The sequence below is a fragment of the Lacrimispora sphenoides JCM 1415 genome (assembly GCF_900105615.1).
Taxonomy (GTDB): domain Bacteria; phylum Bacillota; class Clostridia; order Lachnospirales; family Lachnospiraceae; genus Lacrimispora; species Lacrimispora sphenoides.
The window spans coordinates 859,575-879,250 of sequence record NZ_LT630003.1 but is presented as its reverse complement, the minus strand read 5'-3'; the positions used below and the strand labels follow the sequence as shown (position 1 = coordinate 879,250).

Here is a 19,676-nt window from a genome sequence, read left to right as displayed (position 1 = left end):
CCTTTGAATATGTTTTATTAAGTGCTAGATAAAGGTACAACAGTAAAATCCAGAAGACTTTCCATGGTTTTTAAAATGTTTTCTAAAGCAATCTTAACCGAGGAAACATCCCCAATGATAACCACTGCACCTGAAAATCTATCAACAAAACCAATTTCAACTTCAGCGGCTTTTGTTGCTATATCGACAACGATAATCGCTGCTTCACTTGGTGTTATCGTTAAAATACCGACTGCTTCATTTCCAGATTGTACTACCCCCACCTTTTGATATAGTTCTGGATCAGGTTTTGCAATAACATGCGCAACGGTGATTTGTTTACCAGGAACATATTCCTGTATAATTCTCTCATTTACATCCAAGTAATCACCTCATTTAATCAAATTTATATAAATGATTTCCCTAGAACACTAATAATATCCTCTTTCGTTGGAACAATGGGGTTTGTTGCTGTACAACGATCTGCTAAAGCAGCTTCTGCTATTGCATTTTTATCTGATTCAAATTGCTCCTTACTAACTCCATATTCAGAAAGATTCCTTGGAATGGATAGTACCTTTTCAAGTGCAAGGATTGCGTTTATTAAACTTCGTACACCCATTTGTGGATTTCCAGCATTTAATCCTAAGAATTTAGCTATTTTAGAATAACGACTTGCAGCAGGAGTCGTATTTTTGCTGTAGTTTCCTTCAATAATTCCTGCATTATAACGAATAATATTTGGTAACAAGATACCATTTATTCTTCCATGTGGAATATGCCAGCGGGCTCCTGCTGCATGTGCTATACCATGGTTTAACCCTAGTGAGGCTACATTAAAGGCCATTCCAGCCATTGTTGATGCCATATGCATTTTTTCACGTGCTACTTTATCATTTCCATCTTTATATGCTCTCTCTAAATAAGTGAATACATAACATATGGCTTTCTCACTTAAGGCATCAGAGATATCATTGGCACTCGTGGAAACATAAGCTTCTATCGCATGAGTAAGAACATCAATACCCGTATCAGCAGTTTGCTTAGGTGGTAAACCTGCAACAAGACAAGAATCTAAGATGGCTTCATCTGGCAATATTTGCTCCGTAACCAAAGGATATTTTGTTCCCTTTTCAGCATCTGTAATAATCGAAAAATTCGTAACCTCTGAACCCGTTCCACTTGTTGTTGGAATCGTGACAAATCGTATCTCGTGAAATCTATCAGTCAATTTGCCAAAATAGAGCATCGCTTTTGCTGCATCGATAGCAGAGCCACCACCTATTGCTAATAAAATTGTAGCTGGAAAACCTTTGCTGGATTCTAACCCAGCAACAATGTTATCAATTGGGGGATCTGGAATAACTTCAGAAAACACCATCGTTTCAGTACTGCTATCAATATAACTTTTAATATGTGAAAGTAACTCTGATGAAGCAATAAAAGAATCTGTTACTATCAAAATCTTTTCATTCTTGAAATCTGATAACCGTTTCAAGCTATCTTCACCAGCATACAATGTTGTTCCGAATTTTATTTCTTGCATAGCAAACTCCTCCTTTCTAATTTTATAAATCTTCTTTTTTCAAATCTATATGGAATACTTTCCCACTTCTTTCATAAAGCACATCGTCTATGCCTTCATTAACATTTGCAACACGTGCTGCGGAAAAAAAGTAATCTGATAAACGATTTACAAATATCAAAACTTCATCATTCATATCATTGGTCCATTGGAAGGTTACTATTTCTCTTTCTGCTCTCCTGGCAATGGTTCTGCAAATATGCAAAATACTTGCTGCTTGTGAACCACCTGGCAAAATAAAAGACTCCACTTCTGGAGGAATAACTACATGTGCATCAATACACTTTTCAATCCACTCTGTTAAAGCAGATGTAACCCGGTACGTTCCTTTTCCATTCGGCGTTGCTAAATCATTACCACAATCAAACAAACACTGCTGGATCTGTGTTAATTCCTTTTTCAAAGAATCATTGTTCTTTATAAGTGTAATAGCATAACCTACAAAACTATTTAATTCGTCAATCGTTCCATATGCTTTGATACGTTCACTATCTTTTGCTAATTTCATGCCACCGATTATCCTAGTGTATCCTTTATCACCTGTCCTAGTATAAATTTGCAATTTATCATTCCTCCTTAGAAAGATAGGCTATCAACTCTGCTACTCCTTTATCTTCAACAGCAGAGAGTCGAAAAATTTTCTCAACACCCGCTAACTCTAATCTTTTCTCAGCGTTTATAATAGCCTCTTCGTTTGATGCCAGATCGATCTTTGTAATAATTCCTATACATGGCTTTGTAAAGTTTTGTGCAAAATAGGGCGAAAATGTCTGGCTAAGTTCTGTCACGCTGCAAATGAATCCAATGATATCTGAACTAGCAGCCATCATTTGTAACGCACTATAAAATCTTCTATGCAATACAAATTCCCCCGGTGTGTCTATCATCTGAGAATAGAACTCAACTGCTTGTGTCTTTTTATATTTAATCATCTCTCCTTGAATCCTTTGGCAAAGGGTGGTTTTCCCACTTCCAACTGATCCAATAAACATAATTTTCTTCATTATCTATACCTACCTATTATGTTCTTGTTATTTTGGGGACTGAAAACTGCATAAATTCACTTAAATAAATAACAACCTGTTCTATAGCAGATTGTACAGCGGCCACATCCCCTAGGATAAATACAGACCCACTGAACCTATCAACAAATCCTATTTTAATAGGTGCAGCCTTTTTAGCTATATCTACAGCGATGATTGCAACCTCTGGTGGGGTTATGGTTAAAATACCAATTGCATGATACTTTTCTTCATTCAAGCCTAATTTCTCAAAGATTCGATCATCGGGATTTGCTATAATATGTGCTAATGTCACTTGTTTACCTGGTACTGATTCAAATATTTTTCTTTCTAATACATTCATATAGCCCCTCATTTCATAGTGAAAGCACAACACACATTATATTCTTTGCTTTTATTGCCCTATTATGTACTTTATTGACAAATTCTAGTCTCTTAAATTTTTTTATTTTTATTTTACTATGGTAAACTTAAAATACAGAAAAAAGCGCCTTCTGATTTCCTATGAAATCAAAAGGCGCTGCATAAATTTTCTTCTATTTACGAAATATCTAAAGAGTTATAGTTCTCTGGCAAGCTCGTATGAATTCCAGATGGAATACATAATATTATGTACCTTCTGGGAATCTCCAATATTGTGGACAGGTATATCTAAATCCTTCAATTCATCATACAGTGCATGATTCTCGCGGTAGCCGATGGCTGAAATAACCACCGTGACCGCCCAGAATGTCTTTCAGCATCTCGATGACTGTAACCTTGGAACCGTTCTGTGCAAGCCATAGATCCAGAATTTCTTTATTATAATCATGGAATCAAACTTCCATTTCTTTTATTTCCATTTAGCTCTGTTCTCTATGTATAATTTTTCTATCAACTTGTCTGCAGATCTTTTGTAAATAATGCTATGATATCAGATATATGTAAGCTATGCAACAGGATATAGTAATAATGATGATAAACAAATCCTAAACTAGCCAAACACAATCATCTGTGTATGTTTTATTGACAAATCCCACTATAATACATATAATTGTGCCGTAGGAGGTGTTGGAATGGAAAAACTTATAGATACCAGCAGCATTGAAAACAATAGATATTCCATCTCTGTATTTGTTAAATAGATTTCTATCAATGGATAACTTTATATTATGAAAATATATAGTGGTAGAAATTATTTTATCCCAATACAGAAAGGTCTATAATAAAATGAAACATAATGTAGTTAGCAGATTAGATTTGTCAAGAGTAAGTAAAGCAGTAGGTAATTATACTCACGTAACTAAAATAGAGCCTAATGCAGCATTTTACACATTTTCTGGTCAAATTGGAGCAGATTTGGACGGTAATTTTCCTGAAGAATTTAATCGACAAGTAGATAATACATTTTTAAATATATCAAATCTATTAAAAAGTATCGATTTAACACCGGATAGTGTTATTAAGGTTAATATATGGTCAACGGAACAAATTGACTGGGATTACTTTGATAAAGTATATGATGACTTTTTTGGTAAACCTTATCCTTCTATGACTGTTGCCTATGTAAATGCCTTAGGGTTAGAAGAGATAAAATTAGAAATTGAAATATGGGCAGCAAAATAATTTTATTCCATTCTCCCAGATGAAAATATTTTATAATAAAAAATGTCCTCACTGATCTAAAAACAGTGAGGACATTTTCCATTAATGGTGATCCATGTACAGCCACGGAATGGGGTGGAAAAGTAAATCATATCATGATACAATTTAAAAACCGAAAACAATACCATTGTTTTTTAGTTTATGCAGTGGGTAATGGCAAATAATGAATCGATTATCACTGCAGGCAAGGAGAAAATGCAATGAAAGAAATGCGTAAAAAAAGAGCGATAGCCACGGAACCGAGAAATGCGTTCGGAGGTGATAATAAATAGAATAGGAGCTTTTTTTATGAACAATATTCCAAACCCAAATACGGTTTTTCCAAACGAATACAAAACATCATGTTTCTTAAAAAACGTGATTACTGCCCCCAATATTTTTGTTGGGGATTACACCTATTATGATGACCCTGTTGACCCGACTGCGTTTGAACGCAGCAATGTACTATTTAACTGGCCGGAATTTGGAGACAGCTTATATATCGGCAAGTTTTGTTCAATTGCCAGCGGAGTGCAATTTATCATGGGCAGTGCCAATCATCGCATAAGCAGTATCAGCACTTATCCATTCAATGTTTTTGGCGGTGCTTGGGCGGAAAATACCCCGCCCCATCTCTCTCAACTTCCTTTTAAGGGAGACACCGTGATCGGCAACGATGTGTGGATCGGGCGGGATAGTGTCATCATGCCCGGCGTGAAAATTGGTGATGGAGCGATTATTGCTGCTTATTCCGTGGTGGTGAAAGACATAGAACCCTATACCGTCGCGGGCGGCAACCCAGCCAGGCCAATTAAAAAGCGCTTTGACGAAGAACTCATTGAATTGCTGCTTAAGCTCCAATGGTGGGACTTTGAACCAGAAAAATTGTTTGCTTTCATGCCAATACTTTGCGATGATGATTTGGAATTGGTGCGGCAAAAACTAAAACAAACGTTAGAGCGATAATATAGACCCATTCTTGGGCAAAGACGAACCTTAATCAAGAGGGCGACGCAACAAATGCATCGCCCTCTTTGAATGCTGGGGCATGTTTATTTATTCTTTGAAGCCTGGAACTCATCCATCTGCTTCTGCACCTCTGCCACGTATTCATCAATGCCTGCTTTTTTCAGTGCCTCCAAAGCCTTGGGATATTCTGTATCAAAATCTACGAATCCGTAGAGAATCGGTGCCATCTGCTTTCCTGCCACCTCTTTGATTGCAGTTTCAATTACCTTTACCTTTTCGTTATTGAAGCGGAAGCCAAGCATATTGGAGGTGACTGCCTTATCGTCCCAGCTTTCATAGGTATCGATGTAGCTCTGGTCAATATCGGGTGCAAATAACTGATAATTCTTGTTACGGAACATCCATTCATAGAAGAACTCATCATTTACCAGCTTTTTAATTCTTCCGTCAACGATATCATAATCTTTCCCCTTTACGCCGTATAAAGCCATCAGGTAATTATCCTGTGAAGAGTAGAGCCAGTCAATAAATTTCATTGCACCTTCCGGATTGGGTGCCGTCTGTGGTATGCAAAGGACTTCACCGCCGGTGGCTATGATATAGCGGGGTTCCTCCGGTTTCAGGATATAGTTCTTTAATCTGGCATCAGGAGCATTTGCCTTCACGCTGCTGATAATCTCATTTTCTTTGCCAAGAGAACCCTCTACCCATAAGTATAAGCCGGTCTGCATACGGGAATCCCTCTCATTGTATTTGGTCGTTAAATCATCGGAATATAAGCCTTCATGATACATCTGGCGGTTATACTGTGCAACCTTCTTGAACGCATCGGTTTCATAGTAATCATAAACCTTATTTGTGGTATCACCATATACAACGGCATCTTCATTGGCGCACCAGGTAAGCTGCTCATCGGCAAAATATCTGGTCAGGGGCTTAAAGATGGGGTCTGCAGGCCCTTTCATTTCCGGATACAATTTTTTTGCCTTTTCTGCAAATAATTTCAAATCCTCTGTTGTCTTAATCTCCGTCATACCACAGGCTTCCAGAATATCCTGGCGGACACATACCATCTGGAACATTCCGGAGGAAGGTGCATAAGCGGAGGGGATCCCATAAACTTCTCCGTTAATGGTAGCACCCTTTAACTGCTCTTCGGGAAGCACCTTTAACAAATTCTGGCCATATTTGTCGATTAAGTCATTCAGAACAGAAGCCTGTTTTTTATTCACAATGGTGGCAAGATCGGGAAGTCCGTCCCAATACAGGTCGATGGGTTCCTGGGCTGCCAGCATGATATCTTTTTGTTCCCAATACTGGTCCCATGGAGTATAAACCATTTCCACCTTAATGCCTAAATCCTCTTTCATTTTCTCAGCAAACTCATTACTCATAAATTCTGACATTCTATCACTTTCATCACCGGGATATAGAATCGTTACGGTTTCGGTATTCGTGCCTTTTTTCGATTCTCCCTTGCTGCTGCATCCCCCAAGTAAACCGATTGCCATGATCACGGCAGTTGTCAGTATAAATAGTCTTTTCATTACAATACCCTCCTTTTGGTTTATGTTAAGCCTTTCTCCTGGCCTACCAATGATTTTTATTACAGGGCTTATTCCTTGACTGCACCTGTCATAATACCCTGTACGAAATATTTTTGTACAAAGGGATATAAGAAGATAATCGGGCCTATGGTTATAACCGTAACTGCCATTTTCATCGTTTCAGAGGGCAGTGTGATTCCTGCGGCAGCGCCGGAAGGAACACGCCCCGAGCTAATGGCATTTACATTTGAAAGAATTGTGTAGAGGTAGTACTGGAGAGGAAACAAATTCTTATCATTAATAAAAATCAGGGCATTCCACCAGTCATTCCAGTATTGCAGGGCATACATAAGGCCTACGGTAAGCACTGCCGTTTTACTGAGGGGAAGTGCTATCCGCCAATAAATCAGCATATAACTTGCTCCGTCAATTTTAGCGGCCTCGTATAAGGAAGGCGAAATGCTTGAAAAATAGGTTCTCATAAGGAACATGTTCCAGACACTGAAAATAGAAGGAAGAATCAATGCCAGAATGTTATTCTTTAATCCATAGTAATTCACGCAAACCACATACCAGGGAATGAGGCCCGCGGAAAATACAATGGTGAAGTTACATAAAAAGGCAATGACATTACGGTACTTTAAGCTCTTAATCGATAACGCGAAGGCAATCATACTGGTAATGATCATAGCTCCAACGGTTCCGGCGACCGTAACAAAAATGGTGACTCCGTAAGATTTTAAAATCCTCATGCCACTGTTTGCAAAAATATAAATGTATGTATTAAGGGTAAATTTCTGCGGAATAGCAGAATAACCATGCATGACGATTTCACGTTCCGAGGACAGGGACACACCTAAGGTAAGAATAAGGGGATACAGGCAAAGCAGCCCGAATAAGCCTATAAACAAATAAGCAAGGATCGTTACCAGGTGATCGCCGAATGATTTGCTTTTTCTCATTAGAATAATCCCTCCCCGTCATTATATTTTTTTGCTAACCGGTTGGCAACGGATACCAGAATCAGGCCCATCACCGACTGGAACAGTCCAATTGCGGTTGCATAGGAAAAGCCCAGGGTTCTCATGCTCTGATATACATAAGTGTCAATTACGGTTACCGCATCAATCAATACCGGATTGTTGCCTACAATACCGTAGATCATGCCGAAATCACCGTAGAAAATACGTCCGATACTCATAAGAGTCAGTACAACGGCCGTCGGTTTCAGCATCGGAATGGTGAGATACAAAATTCTCTGGAACTTGTTTGCACCATCCACTTTTGCAGCCTCATATAAGGAACCGTCGAAAGTCGCCATGGCCGCCATGTAAATGATGGAGCTGTATCCGCTCCACTTCCACATACTGGCGGTAATTATGATCCCCTTCCAGTACTTTGGTTCCGCATACCACTTCACCGGTTCCATTCCCAATGATCGCAGCATATTGTTGATAACGCCCACATCGGTGGAAAAAAATCCGTAGATAATCGTACCTACTACGACCCAGGAAAGGAAATACGGAAAAAACATAAAGCTTTGTGTCAGTTTCTTAAAGAGCTCGCTCCTGATTTCATTGAAAAATATGGAAATACTGATTGGAACAATCAGACCCAGTATAATTCCAAAGAAATTGATAAACAGTGTGTTATAAGTTACCCGCCAGCCCATGCTGCTCTCGGAAAAGAAATACTTGAAGTTGTTTAAGCCTACAAACTTGCTTCCGAAGATACCATCCATTACATTGAAGTCGGTAAATGCCATCCAGGTTCCTGCAAAAGGAATGTAGCAAAACATAACCAGTACAATCAGAGCAGGCATACACATAAGATACAGGCCTTTGTTTCTTTTTATTTCACGCAGGAATTCTTTTATCCGGTCTTCTTTAGGCCCCGGTGCTTCCTTTTGAATTCTTTTTGATTTCATCACTCTTCACCACTCTTTTCCGTTTTTTAAGAGTTTCGCAGCCGGCTTTTTAATGCATCCACATCAATTATTTCGCCGGTAATTCTGGATTGCTCTGCCGCATAAGCCATTACATGGCTTTCCACTGATTGGGTTATGGAGGATCTGCTGTTGTTGCTGTGTGTTTCCATCTGACTGACAAAATCAGCCACCAGGGCCACATCTCCTCCTCCATGGCCTCCCTGGGGCTGACCGGTATGAATGATTTTCTGCTCAAAACCATCAATTGCATTGGAGGCAAATTTTGTAACCTCAATCTGGTTCAGACTGTCATCCCCTCTGATTTCCCCATTTTCGCACATAACCTTGATCGTCCGGCTGATTTTATTCGTAAAACCGCTTAAATTAAAGCTGACTGTTACGTCATTTTTAAATTCGATTAATACTACCTGATTGTCGCATACGTCGTTATCACAGCGGTATACACAACGTCCATAGGGGCCTTCAGCCAAAGCTTTGTTTATCCCTTCTTCCGTCTGGTCCTGGGTAAGAACCGTAGCCGGCCAGCTTCCCATAATCGGCAGGTAGGCCTTGCGGGCATCAAAGCGGCAGTCTCCGGCAGCATTACAGGTCAGGCAGCGGTCAGAGCTGCCCTTTGGAGCACTCTCTTCTTTAAAGTATTTTAAACTGCCAAAAGAAACTATTTTTTTCGCCTCACTGCCCACCAGCCAGGCAAGGATATCCATGTCATGGCAGGATTTTTGCATCACCAGGGGGCTGGATAAATCACTTCTTCTCCAATTTCCTCTGACAAAGGAATGGGCAATGTGGTAATTACCTACATTCTCATTATGCTGGATGGTAATTACCTTCCCCAGCTCTCCGCTGTCGATAATCTCCTTAATCGCTGCAAAAAAATTAGTATATCTGAGCACATGGCATACAATAACCTTACAGCCCTTCTGATTTGCCTTATCCTGAATCATAAGACATTCCTTTGGATTGGGAGATATGGGCTTTTCAAGAAGAATATCATATCCAAGCTCCAGAGCAGCCAGAACCTGTTGGCAATGGTCCTGGTCCATGGATGCAATGATAACGGCATCGGCAATCCTGCCCCTCCGGTAAAAATCCTCTATATTTTTAAACTGCATTTCAGACGGAATACCGAAATTTTCCGCCGCAGCAGATCTTCTTTCATCCTCCGGCTCCACCACCGCAACAATATCTGCCTTTTTTGCTTCATAGGCTTGTTTGGAATAAATCATTCCCCGCTGTCCTGCACCAACCAATGCAATTTTCAATTTTCTTTCCTCCTGCTATTATTTTCTCTCGTCCATCCAATCAATCGGGAAGCTGCGGATCCTCCAGGGGATAATAGCCATCGGGATAAAAATCATCCCAGGCACGTGCTAAATCCACCGCTGTGTCTTTACACACCTCCACCGTTCCCAGCCTGTAATAACCGTCCTTTTCCTCCATCCGGATATCCAGCTCCATGGGGCTTTCATCAGCAAAGAAAATCCCAACTGACAAACCGTATTCACCAAGGGGCAGTATCGGTAAGGAAATAATTTCATTGTGGGTATTATCCCCAACCTTCCAGGCACCTTTGTCAATGTTTAAGACAAATTCCTGCTGCTCCCCTCCCTTTTCCAAACGAAGCCTTAAGCTATAATCCAGGTAACAAGGCGCACTGCCCCCATTTACAAACCAAAAGCGGAGGGGGAGTGCTCCCTTTGATGCGATCTTCTTTGGATAGGTCAATCTTCTTATGGAAAAGTCATACCCCACATCCATGAAGCGGTTGGAGAGACCGGCATGCCATCGCAGGCCTTCCCGGCGGATATTCTCTCCAGGGCTCTCCTCTTCTATTTGAAGCAGTACCGGCATCCGCTGCCAGGTATTTTGAAGCCGGTACCCGGCAAATTTTTCGCAGCAGCTGATCCAGTTATCTTCGCTGCAATTAACAATAAGGCCAAAAGGGGATTCATGATCCTTTAGATACTGCAGCAAGGCCTCCTGCTCAAGACTAACCAATAATGGAATGCCTTCAAAGGCTTCCAGATAAGCATCCCAGATTCCCTGGCTGCCATCTTCCATAGAAACCGCAACACCAATAAGCTTTTCATTGTTCAGTACGCTTGCAACTCTGCGGATTAAGTGTTTAAAGCTTTCCTCTTGGCCCTTCTTTAGCCAGGCCGGAAGGACCTGTTTTATGGAAAGGACCGGATTATGTACCTCTGCCAGTGCTTCTTTTAACCGGTTTAGGTTATATTTACCCCGATGAGGCTCCAACTCCTCCCAGGTGAGTTCTACCAGCCGGTACTGCCCTCTGCCAGGATTAACTGTAGCCTTAGAAAGGGACAGCGGCCGTATTTTATAAGTCTCATAGGGACTGTATTGTTCCAGTGCATATTTTCCCATGGGCAGCTCCTCCTTATTTTAAATGGCTGTCAGCAATCTGTTTAAAGCGTGCAATGTCTTCCTGTGTGATATAAGGCATTTGGTCTGTTTTATCTGCCTCTTCCTTTAGAACCACCATACTCAGGTTGTTAAAACGTGCTCCTGTTGCCATATAAGCAGCCGCCGCTTTTTGCAGGGTGGTCTTAAGTTCTGCCTTCGTTTCATCGGCTTTCCAGTCACCGAATACCTCATACCGAAGCATGGCATCTCCTTCCTCAATCGGATATAGATAGAATTGACGCTGGACCTTTATAATATTGCTGGCATTATCAAGCACCAGCGAAAGTCTCGAATCATACAGCCAGCTTTCACTCCAAAAGCCTTTGACCGGCAGTTCCGGAAAATAAGTCTTGTAAAACTCCAGCGCCAGCACCATAGAATTCTTAAGCCTCTCAGGGTTATATCCCGGTCCGGAAGGCACATGAAGCGCCAGAAGCATATCCCCCTGGGTTAAGGCTTCGTCCCATTCCTTCTTTAACAGCGTTACGCAATCCCTCTCCACAAAGCCCATGGGATTGATGGGATTTGCAGTAATCTCCTCCTCCGTCTCCCGCCAGAGGGAAGGGAAGGCTCCTGCCTTATCATAAACTCCGTTTATTCCATTAAACTGCCCGTCTCTGCGGAATTCCTCTCCGCCATGCTTTAGGGCGGTTACCTTCCCTGAAACCTTATTCCGGTACATGGTAAATGTATCGCCAAAGCGGCAAGGGATAAACAGGAACCGGTCCATAAGAAAGATGGAGCAGGTATAAAAATTCATATCCCAGGGAAAATCACTTACGCTCACATCATCCCGAACCAGCTTCTCTAATTGGGACTTTATAGGCTGGAAAGGAATATCCCGATAATAATGCTCCGGAACGCCCCGTTCCTTTAAAAGCTTTATGGAAGGAACCACACAGGCCAGCAGGAGGAGGAAGGAATAAAGTTCTCCGTACTCTGCCATACACACAGGAGTCATATTTTTATAGTTATCCACGTCACATCGGTTTCTGGCAGAGCACATATCCCATACCAGGAATTTGGAGAAATGAAACAGTCTCGGGTCCCCTTCCACTGCTTCTGCCGCTTTTGTCAGCAGACTTTGCTTCTTCTCCGGAAGGTTGAATTTTTCAAACACTTCCTTTAAAAATCTTCTTTCTATAAAATGGCTGTCCTCTCCCCCGGGATAGCCGGCATAGAATTGCTCCAGCCCCTCAGGCAGATTGTCAAAGCCGCAATAATCCACACATTCTTTGAATCCATACGATAAATGTCCCATGCTCATCCCTCTATTCTACGATTATTTTTCCGAAGCAATAGTAACCGTCTTTTAATCCTTCAATTGCCAGCTTTATATTTCCAAGCTCCGGTATCCCGGTTTCAATTCCTATTTCCAGAGAATACTCACCGGCCATTCCTTCCAGGGCGAACTCTTCTTCCCAAAGGATATCCATATCCGGCAGCCAGTTTCTGATATCCGCTTTACTGGTAAGGCTGATGACTTCTTTCTCATTTTTCAGGCGGACTACCAGGGGATACTTGTGATATATAGGAGCAACACCGGTATTGGCCCACAATCCTCTGATTCGGAAGCCTTCACCTTTTTTTACCACCGGATGATACGTGAGCTTTCTTAATTCAAAGCGGTATCCCATTTTATTGAGCCACCTTTTAACACTCTCCTTCCATGCCTCAGGAACGGTAGTGCCCTTGCTGTTAAAGGAAGAGATATGCCACTTTAAGGATTCATCCACAATATAATCGATATCCCAGCCCTGGAGGTACCAGTCATTCATGTGCCAGCAGGCTTCAAATACCACCGGTGCTTTTTTCCATGCATCCTCCATTTCAAAGTTACAGATATTTTCCGGATAAAAATCCAGCATATGGGACCATTCTTCCTGATGGAAGCCTCCCATATCCCCCAGGCAATCCACCCGAAATCCTATATTTTCCTTTCTCTCACGAATTATCTTTACCGACTTTGGATCATGGAGAAGGGCCTGCAGCGGGGTTATTTTAAAATTGTCGACATAAGCACCTACCATCTGCCTGATGCACTCCTCATCAAGAAACTCGGTGCCTCCGCCTTCGCCCCAGGCTCCTACCAGTGCCATATCCACTGAGCTTATTACCGGATGTCCGTCAAAATGTTCTGCAAATTCCGCAATAAACTCAGACCAGTAAGAGACATAAGGGGAATGCAGCGGGTCAACTCTCCAAAAGGGAAATTCCGGCTCCTCCTGGCATTCCCTTCGAAACCAATCCGGGATATCGTCCTCTTCTGCCAATGCATAGGGAGAGCAGCGTACAATTGCCGTACAGCCCAATGCTTTTGCCTCCTCCAGTTTTTTCTCAAGGATATCCCACCGGTATCTGCCCTTTTCAGCCTCCAAATCTCTCCACCGGACTCCGCAGTAGGTAATCCTGCTGTCGGGATGATTTGAGGTTCTGCTGCTATCGGTAAATTTGTATTTTTCCACCGGATTGCCCCGGTTATCATGTATTGACCCTGCCGGTTCCATCAAACCCGGAGCAGCAATAAAGCCAATCCCCGGATTATCAAGGAGTTCGTCAATTATTTTAGGATATATAACATAGGTATCACTCATAGGCTTATCTCCTTAGGCTGTATAATTTGTTTGAAACAAGAGGCAGCCGCTGCTTTTATACTGTTCTGCCAGCTCCTGCAGTCTGACAGTATCACAGCAGAAGTACTCCGATAAACATTGATAGCAGTGTAACGTCCCGATTTGCTTTCCTAACAGCTTAAGGTTAAGAGCAATCTCGTTATTGCTTAATTCCTTTGCACACTTATGGCAGCGGACACTTTTCATCCCAACACTCCCTTTCTGTTTGCTGCTCTGCATCGATAATTCTGTTAAAACTAGTCAGGTTCTTTTTATTATCGCTTTCTTTTTTGTTACTTTTTGTTACGTTTGTTTACTAAACCTTGTAGCTGGATTATAACATTTGCCCTGCCCTGTGTAAATACTATTTTTAAAATAATTATAAAAAATATTGTAAAAAAATTTACAAATAACATTCCTTATCATGAAAAGGGTTATTTTTCTCATACCTTTTATTCCATAAGTTTTTATGGAAATATTCCGGTATACTATCATAAAAATCCTCAAATTGGCGTGATTTTTCCATGAATGCCACTTAACGGCTGGAAAATTGAGTATTGACAAAATCAGTGAAACATTATTATAATTTAATTGTATGTAACACACTCTGTTTACGTAAATATACTAAACAAAAATTTCACAAGCTGTGATTAAGGGGGCAAACTAATTTGAGCACAATCAGAGACGTAGCCAATCTGGCAAAGGTGTCAATAGCTACTGTATCACGGGTATTAAATAACGATACCCAATACAAAATGACAGACGAAACCCGGGCCCGGGTATGGAAGGCTGTTACAGATTTGAACTATACAGTAAAATCCCCCGCAAACTCTTCCTCCGGTGACAATAAAGCCCATTCAGGCAATGCACTTATAAAAATAGGCTGTGTTCTAAGCGTAACGAAAAACAAATATAACGACCCTTATTTTATGTCCATCTTGTCCGGTGTAGAAGAACAGCTTCAAAACAACGGATATGAACTTACCTTTATTAAGACCGGTGCCGAGCTGGAGGATAAAAAGGCCTTATACAACGCCTTTGGCAATCCGGTCTCTGGCCTGATTCTGATGGAATCACTCAACAGTGAAATCTACCAGTTCATACGAAATCAGGTTCCAAACATTGTCGGAATCGATACCTGGTGGGAGGATATCGACAATGTAGGTTATGACCATTACAGGGTAGCAAGTGTGGCAGTGCAGCACTTAATTGACAAGGGGCATAAAAAGATAGGCTTTATCGGCGGCAGCGGTATGAGCGGCGATATAAAATCCAGCCAGAGGTACCGGGGCTATTACGCCTCCCTGCACGCTGCCGGTTTGCCGGTAAATTCTGAATGGGTTATTGATTGTGCCTGGGATGAGAACCTCTGCATGGAGAAGGTCAACCAGCTCTATCAGAAAGAAGATTCTCCTACCGCTTTCTTTGTAGCAAGTGATTTAATGGCCATGGCCGCCTTAAGCAGCCTGTATAAAATGGGAATAGCCGTACCGGACAAAGTAGCAGTAATCGGGTTGTCCAATATCGAAATATCCAAATATTCCAATCCTCCTCTGACCACAATTGAAATTCCTACAAAGGAAATCGGCATGGTTGCAGTTGATCTGCTCCTTGCAAGGATTAACGGGTATCAGCTTCTCCCAAGGAAAGTAATTCTTCCTACCAGCCTTGTTCTGCGCAACTCTACTTGAAGTCCTAAATTGTCGGGGGCACCTATGGGATCTATTATGAAACGGTAATGTGGTTTATGCAATCAGCACTCTTCGAAATAACGCCTATCGGGAAGGTACGGGTTACAGCCTCTGTGCCCGAGGCATCTATGTGGATGGAGGCCAGAACATCGACATTTACAATAACTTCATCTTCAGCGACATTGGCATTGAGGTTGCAACGGAATTCTGCCTTTGTGCCAAATGAAGCGATGATATCCCTCTATGAGTCGTATCTCAACAATACGGGCAAGTGAATTTAAAAAGCGAAAGAAAAACCTTCCGGTTTCTCTTCCGCTTTTATTTTTAAATTCCTTTGACAAATTCCAGCACCTGCCGGTATATTCCCATCTCATCCAACTGATATTTCTGCAATAATTCCTTTGCCGGTCCAGACTCTCCGAACACATCCTGGATTCCTATTTTCTTCACCGGCACCGGGTATTCTTTGCACACAGCATCACAGACAGCGCTTCCCAGTCCGCCGACAACTGAATGCTCTTCAATCGTAACAAGCTTCCCGGTCTCTTTCGCCGCCCTGCAGACAAGCTCCTCATCTAACGGCTTGATGGTATGGATATTGATGACTCTTGCAGAGATCCCATCGGATTCCAGCCTTTTTGCTGCGGCAAGGGTTTCCGACACTTCAAGCCCGGTGGCAATCAGGGTCACATCCGTTCCCTCTCGCAGCACAATGCCCTTTCCCAGTTCAAATGTGTAATCCGGCGTATCGTTAATGACAGGAACTGCCAGACGTCCAAACCGCATATAAACCGGTCCATCATGCTCCACTGCTGCCCTTACCGCTGCTTTCGCCTCTATGTCATCTGATGGGCAGAGTACAACCATCCCAGGGATTGTCCTCATAAGGGCAATGTCCTCGTTGCACTGATGGGTGGCGCCATCCTCACCGACAGAGATACCTGCATGGGTAGCCCCGATTTTCACATTCAGGTGCGGATAACCGATGGAATTCCTGACCTGTTCAAATGCCCTGCCTGCCGCAAACATGGCAAAGGTACTTGCAAACGGTATCTTGCCGGCAGCAGCAAGACCGGCGGCAATTCCCATCATATTGCATTCTGCAATCCCGCAGTCCACATGGCGCTCCGGAAATGCCTTTTTAAAGACTCCGGTCTTTGTCGCTGCCGCCAGGTCTGCATCCAATACGATGATTTTGTCATTTATCTGTCCCAGTTCTACCAGAGCATTGCCATAGCTTTCCCTGGTGGCAATCTTCTTTGCAGTCATTTCCTTTATCTCCGGCATAGTGCTTCACCTGCTTTCTCCAAATCTGCCATCGCAATTTCATACTGAGCGTCATCAGGCGCCGTCCCATGCCATGCCACAGAGCCCTCCATGAATGAAACACCCTTGCCTTTTATGGTTTTTGCTACAATGGCTGTCGGCTTCCCTTTCGTCTGCCTCGCTTCCTCAAACGCGCGTTCGATCTGTGCAAAATCATGCCCGTCAATATTGATGACATGGAAATTAAACGCCTCAAACTTTTTATCAATCGGATAGGGAGAGCAGACATCATCAATGGGACCATCAATCTGAAGCCCGTTATTATCGATAATAACCACCAGATTATCCAGCTTTCTATGACCGGCAAACATTGCTGCCTCCCAGACCTGGCCCTCTTCTATCTCACCATCGCCAAGGAGCGTATACACGCGGAATGGTTCTTTGCTGAGCTTTGCAGAAAGTGCCATCCCCACTGCTGCCGAGATTCCCTGTCCCAAAGAGCCGCTGGACATATCCACACCCGGAATATGCTTTCTGTCCGGATGCCCCTGTAAATAGGAGCCGGTATGGCGCAGGGTCTTTAAATCCTCCACCGGAAAAAATCCCCGGTTTGCTAAGGTTGAATAATATCCCGGTGCCACATGACCTTTGGAAAGAACAAACCGGTCCCGGTCTTCTTTTGCCGGATATTCCGGGTCAATATTCATCTCCCTGAAATAGAGCCAGGTGAAAAGATCTGCTGCTGACAGCGAGCCGCCGGGGTGACCGGATTTTGCACTATGTACTGCCGTCACAATCCCTTTGCGGATTTCATTTGCCGTTTTTTCTAATTCCAGATAATTCCCCATCTTCTCTCTCCTCCCAGCTTACTCTCCAAAGACAGCACGATAATCCGCCTGGAATTTTTCAATTCCCTGATCAGTCAGCGGATGTTTTGTCATCTGCTCCAATACACCGTATGGAACCGTGGCGATATCCGCCCCTGCAAGTGCACAGTCAATCACATGAATCGGATTCCTCACACTGGCGGCAATGATCTCCGTTTCAATCCCTGAGATACGGAATATACCAGCAATCATCCTGATTAAGTCCATTCCTGGCTGAGAGATATCATCGAGTCGCCCCAGAAATGGGGATACATAAGTAGCACCTGCGCGTGCTGCTAAAAGTGCCTGGTTTGCACTGAAAATCAGAGTCACATTGGTTTTGATTCCCTCTGCAGTCAAAACCTTCACCGCTTTTAAGCCTTCGACAGTCATGGGAATTTTAACAACCATGTTGGGATGGATTGCCGCAATTTCACGCCCTTCTTTGATCATTCCTTTGGCATCTGTCGTCGTAGCTTTTACTTCCCCGCTGATTGGTCCGTCTACAATCGAAGTAATCTCCTTGATTACTTCCACAAAATCTCTGCCTTCCTTTGCAATCAGTGACGGGTTCGTCGTTACCCCACAGATAATTCCCATATCATTTGCCTTTTTGATATCCTCTACCTTCGCTGTGTCTACAAAAAATTTCATTTTCTTTCCCCTTTCATTGGCCTTAATATTATTTTCATTTTATGTATTAATTCATTTAATTAATATATCCTATTAAACAATAACATTTTTTGCAAAAATGTCAATAGTTATTTGTATTTTCATATCTTTTCTTTCTGAATCGGCAAACAAAAAACAGCACCAAAGTCATCTTTCGCGCAAACGTTCTATGACCTTAATGCTGCTTCAGCATCATTCAATATTCAGTTTTATATAAACTGTCCCGGACTGTCAAAGACCCTGTCAATCGCCACGATCGCCGCACCGGTCAGGATGGGATCTCCCTGGTATGCACTGATGGAAAGCGTAAGCTCGTCCCAGACATCCGGCAAGATTCCCTTTTGCACCGTCTCCCGCACAGTCTGTTCCATTAATTCCGGATTCGGACGTGCCATATCATCACCGATAATAATCCGGTCCGGGTTAATCACATTGATAATGTTTATGATCCCGACGCCAAGGCTCTCGCATGCCCTGCGGTAATACTCTGTATCGGCTGTATCACCGTTTCTGATTTGCTGCTCCAAATCCTCAAAATTACAGCCTTCCATACCGGCACGCTCCCCATACACTGCTTTTACAAGTTCCAGTGAGGAGGCATAGCGTTCCAGGCAGCCCCTGTTTCCGCAGGCACATGGTTTCCCATTTCTGTCTATCGTCATATGTCCGATCTCACCTGCCGTCCCCAGTGCTCCTTCGTAGATTCTGCCATTCATCACAATTCCTGCGCCAATCCCCTGACCGGCGGCAATGTAAACAAGAATGTCATCATGATAGGCCTCCTTCAAATCCCACATATGGGCATAGGCTCCGGCATTGGCGTTGTGTTCCAGGAACACCGGGATATCCATCTCCCGGTCAAAAAACGCCTTCAACTCAATATCTTTCCATATATCCGCACCCGTTATTAACGCAATACGGCTTTTTTTCGCTATAAATGGTCCTGGCACAGCAAGCCCCGCGGCCAGCACAGAGTCCTTTCCATACTGCTGAATCAACAGGCGCATCCGCCCCACAATCTGATTTAAGATTTCTTCCGCACCGGGCTGCTTTTCCGGCTCAAAATCCACGCGCTCTTTCACAATCTGCTTGCCTGTCAAATCAAATAGCCCCACGCTGTAATGCTTTCTTGCAAGCCGCACACCGATGACACGATAGCCGTCAGGATTGATGGACACTCCAATCGACCGGCGCCCTTTGCTGCCATTTAAGAAACCAACCTCCTTAACGATTCCCCAGTTTAAGAAATCTTTCATGATATTGGTCACAGTCGCCTGTTTAAGCCCCGTAAGTGCCGCAAGATGTGCTCTGGAGCATACGCCTTCTCTTCTTAAACTTTTCAAAAGGAGAGACCGATTCATCTCCTGTGTCACGTCCTGGTTAATTCCCCGGTTCTGATTCATTCCGTCTTCCTCGCCGCTCTATAATATGCATCAGATATAGTTTCTGTCAGCTTTTCATATTATATCATG

At 42.8% G+C, this 19,676-nt stretch carries 22 protein-coding genes; 4 read left to right on the top strand and 18 right to left on the bottom strand.

The annotated features are described in order from the left end of the window. Window positions 1-17: 17 nt before the first annotated feature. The 6 genes from BMX69_RS03880 to BMX69_RS03855 form a co-directional block, all read right to left on the bottom strand. Complete coding sequence (locus BMX69_RS03880) at window positions 18-362, bottom strand: BMC domain-containing protein (RefSeq protein WP_054789433.1); 345 nt, start codon at window positions 360-362, stop codon at window positions 18-20. 23 nt (window positions 363-385) lie between these two features. After that, a complete protein-coding gene (locus tag BMX69_RS03875; RefSeq protein WP_054789432.1) occupies window positions 386-1,525 on the bottom strand; it encodes a 1-propanol dehydrogenase PduQ in 1,140 nt (379 codons plus the stop codon). 22 nt (window positions 1,526-1,547) lie between these two features. Beyond that, window positions 1,548-2,126 (bottom strand): cob(I)yrinic acid a,c-diamide adenosyltransferase, encoded by a 579-nt coding sequence (locus BMX69_RS03870; protein ID WP_100041613.1) that lies wholly within the window; start codon window positions 2,124-2,126, stop codon window positions 1,548-1,550. A 4-nt stretch (window positions 2,127-2,130) separates the two neighbouring features. Further along, the gene (locus BMX69_RS03865; protein ID WP_054789431.1) at window positions 2,131-2,568 is read right to left on the bottom strand and encodes a EutP/PduV family microcompartment system protein; all 438 of its coding nucleotides are present in this window, start codon (window positions 2,566-2,568) and stop codon (window positions 2,131-2,133) included. A gap of 16 nt (window positions 2,569-2,584) precedes the next feature. Next, on the bottom strand, window positions 2,585-2,929 hold the full coding sequence (locus BMX69_RS03860) for a BMC domain-containing protein (protein ID WP_054789430.1): 345 nt from the start codon (window positions 2,927-2,929) through the stop codon (window positions 2,585-2,587). A gap of 216 nt (window positions 2,930-3,145) precedes the next feature. Then, window positions 3,146-3,301 (bottom strand): hypothetical protein, encoded by a 156-nt coding sequence (locus BMX69_RS03855; protein WP_242941354.1) that lies wholly within the window; start codon window positions 3,299-3,301, stop codon window positions 3,146-3,148. A 494-nt stretch (window positions 3,302-3,795) separates the two neighbouring features. Here BMX69_RS03855 and BMX69_RS03850 point away from each other — a divergent pair, with 494 nt between their 5' ends. Beyond that, window positions 3,796-4,191, top strand: a complete 396-nt coding sequence (locus tag BMX69_RS03850) for a RidA family protein (RefSeq protein WP_054789622.1) — start codon at window positions 3,796-3,798, stop codon at window positions 4,189-4,191. Window positions 4,192-4,518: 327 nt separating this feature from the next. Further along, complete coding sequence (locus tag BMX69_RS03845; RefSeq protein ID WP_100041612.1) at window positions 4,519-5,175, top strand: CatB-related O-acetyltransferase; 657 nt, start codon at window positions 4,519-4,521, stop codon at window positions 5,173-5,175. Window positions 5,176-5,261: 86 nt separating this feature from the next. On the opposite strand, the gene BMX69_RS03840 is transcribed toward BMX69_RS03845, so the two are convergent. The 8 genes from BMX69_RS03840 to BMX69_RS03805 form a co-directional block, all read right to left on the bottom strand. After that, window positions 5,262-6,725, bottom strand: coding sequence for an ABC transporter substrate-binding protein (locus tag BMX69_RS03840; protein ID WP_174715201.1), 1,464 nt, complete (start codon window positions 6,723-6,725; stop codon window positions 5,262-5,264). Window positions 6,726-6,793: 68 nt separating this feature from the next. Next, window positions 6,794-7,687: a carbohydrate ABC transporter permease gene (locus BMX69_RS03835; RefSeq protein ID WP_054789429.1), complete on the bottom strand. Its 894-nt coding sequence runs from the start codon at window positions 7,685-7,687 to the stop codon at window positions 6,794-6,796. Further along, a complete protein-coding gene (locus tag BMX69_RS03830) occupies window positions 7,687-8,652 on the bottom strand; it encodes an ABC transporter permease (RefSeq protein WP_025232278.1) in 966 nt (321 codons plus the stop codon). Before BMX69_RS03830 ends, BMX69_RS03835 begins: the two co-directional genes overlap by 1 nt. A gap of 26 nt (window positions 8,653-8,678) precedes the next feature. Then, window positions 8,679-9,935, bottom strand: a complete 1,257-nt coding sequence (locus BMX69_RS03825; RefSeq protein WP_054789428.1) for a Gfo/Idh/MocA family protein — start codon at window positions 9,933-9,935, stop codon at window positions 8,679-8,681. Between the two features lie 40 nt (window positions 9,936-9,975). Continuing rightward, window positions 9,976-11,058 (bottom strand): hypothetical protein, encoded by a 1,083-nt coding sequence (locus BMX69_RS03820; protein ID WP_054789427.1) that lies wholly within the window; start codon window positions 11,056-11,058, stop codon window positions 9,976-9,978. A 13-nt stretch (window positions 11,059-11,071) separates the two neighbouring features. Next, a complete protein-coding gene (locus BMX69_RS03815; RefSeq protein WP_054789426.1) occupies window positions 11,072-12,358 on the bottom strand; it encodes an acyltransferase domain-containing protein in 1,287 nt (428 codons plus the stop codon). Window positions 12,359-12,368: 10 nt separating this feature from the next. Beyond that, window positions 12,369-13,691: a DUF4832 domain-containing protein gene (locus BMX69_RS03810; RefSeq protein ID WP_100041610.1), complete on the bottom strand. Its 1,323-nt coding sequence runs from the start codon at window positions 13,689-13,691 to the stop codon at window positions 12,369-12,371. Window positions 13,692-13,703: 12 nt separating this feature from the next. Continuing rightward, window positions 13,704-13,949 (bottom strand): hypothetical protein, encoded by a 246-nt coding sequence (locus BMX69_RS03805; RefSeq protein ID WP_054789425.1) that lies wholly within the window; start codon window positions 13,947-13,949, stop codon window positions 13,704-13,706. A gap of 428 nt (window positions 13,950-14,377) precedes the next feature. Between BMX69_RS03805 and BMX69_RS03800 the strand changes: the two genes are divergently transcribed. Together BMX69_RS03800 and BMX69_RS24330 are read left to right on the top strand one after the other, a co-directional pair. After that, window positions 14,378-15,400 carry a LacI family DNA-binding transcriptional regulator gene (locus tag BMX69_RS03800; RefSeq protein ID WP_054789424.1) on the top strand — a complete coding sequence of 341 codons (1,023 nt, stop codon included), beginning with the start codon at window positions 14,378-14,380 and terminating at the stop codon, window positions 15,398-15,400. 49 nt (window positions 15,401-15,449) lie between these two features. Next, a complete protein-coding gene (locus BMX69_RS24330; RefSeq protein ID WP_166433167.1) occupies window positions 15,450-15,626 on the top strand; it encodes a hypothetical protein in 177 nt (58 codons plus the stop codon). 98 nt (window positions 15,627-15,724) lie between these two features. Here BMX69_RS24330 and BMX69_RS03795 read toward each other — a convergent pair whose 3' ends face one another. The 4 genes from BMX69_RS03795 to BMX69_RS03780 form a co-directional block, all read right to left on the bottom strand. Continuing rightward, window positions 15,725-16,687, bottom strand: a complete 963-nt coding sequence (locus BMX69_RS03795) for a transketolase family protein (protein WP_174715200.1) — start codon at window positions 16,685-16,687, stop codon at window positions 15,725-15,727. Then, complete coding sequence (locus BMX69_RS03790; protein ID WP_100041609.1) at window positions 16,675-17,514, bottom strand: transketolase; 840 nt, start codon at window positions 17,512-17,514, stop codon at window positions 16,675-16,677. The genes BMX69_RS03795 and BMX69_RS03790 overlap by 13 nt, the downstream gene beginning before the upstream one ends. Before the next feature lie 18 nt (window positions 17,515-17,532). Next, a complete protein-coding gene (fsa, locus tag BMX69_RS03785) occupies window positions 17,533-18,186 on the bottom strand; it encodes a fructose-6-phosphate aldolase (protein WP_100041608.1) in 654 nt (217 codons plus the stop codon). A gap of 227 nt (window positions 18,187-18,413) precedes the next feature. Next, complete coding sequence (locus tag BMX69_RS03780) at window positions 18,414-19,607, bottom strand: ROK family protein (protein WP_100041607.1); 1,194 nt, start codon at window positions 19,605-19,607, stop codon at window positions 18,414-18,416. Window positions 19,608-19,676: the final 69 nt, after the last annotated feature.

What these genes read in the sequence shown, in the direction of transcription:
- BMX69_RS03830 (WP_025232278.1), bottom strand. Translation starts at nt 8,652, where the DNA reads ATGAAATCAAAAAGAATTCAAAAGGAAGCACCGGGGCCTAAAGAAGAC.
- BMX69_RS03835 (WP_054789429.1), bottom strand. Translation starts at nt 7,687, where the DNA reads ATGAGAAAAAGCAAATCATTCGGCGATCACCTGGTAACGATCCTTGCT.
- BMX69_RS03865 (WP_054789431.1), bottom strand. Translation starts at nt 2,568, where the DNA reads ATGAAGAAAATTATGTTTATTGGATCAGTTGGAAGTGGGAAAACCACC.
- BMX69_RS03815 (WP_054789426.1), bottom strand. Translation starts at nt 12,358, where the DNA reads ATGGGACATTTATCGTATGGATTCAAAGAATGTGTGGATTATTGCGGC.
- BMX69_RS03875 (WP_054789432.1), bottom strand. Translation starts at nt 1,525, where the DNA reads ATGCAAGAAATAAAATTCGGAACAACATTGTATGCTGGTGAAGATAGC.
- BMX69_RS03850 (WP_054789622.1), top strand. Translation starts at nt 3,796, where the DNA reads ATGAAACATAATGTAGTTAGCAGATTAGATTTGTCAAGAGTAAGTAAA.
- BMX69_RS03780 (WP_100041607.1), bottom strand. Translation starts at nt 19,607, where the DNA reads ATGAATCAGAACCGGGGAATTAACCAGGACGTGACACAGGAGATGAAT.
- BMX69_RS03840 (WP_174715201.1), bottom strand. Translation starts at nt 6,725, where the DNA reads ATGAAAAGACTATTTATACTGACAACTGCCGTGATCATGGCAATCGGT.
- BMX69_RS03820 (WP_054789427.1), bottom strand. Translation starts at nt 11,058, where the DNA reads ATGGGAAAATATGCACTGGAACAATACAGTCCCTATGAGACTTATAAA.
- BMX69_RS03860 (WP_054789430.1), bottom strand. Translation starts at nt 2,929, where the DNA reads ATGAATGTATTAGAAAGAAAAATATTTGAATCAGTACCAGGTAAACAA.
- BMX69_RS03795 (WP_174715200.1), bottom strand. Translation starts at nt 16,687, where the DNA reads ATGCCGGAGATAAAGGAAATGACTGCAAAGAAGATTGCCACCAGGGAA.
- fsa (WP_100041608.1), bottom strand. Translation starts at nt 18,186, where the DNA reads ATGAAATTTTTTGTAGACACAGCGAAGGTAGAGGATATCAAAAAGGCA.
- BMX69_RS03845 (WP_100041612.1), top strand. Translation starts at nt 4,519, where the DNA reads ATGAACAATATTCCAAACCCAAATACGGTTTTTCCAAACGAATACAAA.
- BMX69_RS03790 (WP_100041609.1), bottom strand. Translation starts at nt 17,514, where the DNA reads ATGGGGAATTATCTGGAATTAGAAAAAACGGCAAATGAAATCCGCAAA.
- BMX69_RS03810 (WP_100041610.1), bottom strand. Translation starts at nt 13,691, where the DNA reads ATGAGTGATACCTATGTTATATATCCTAAAATAATTGACGAACTCCTT.
- BMX69_RS03805 (WP_054789425.1), bottom strand. Translation starts at nt 13,949, where the DNA reads ATGCAGAGCAGCAAACAGAAAGGGAGTGTTGGGATGAAAAGTGTCCGC.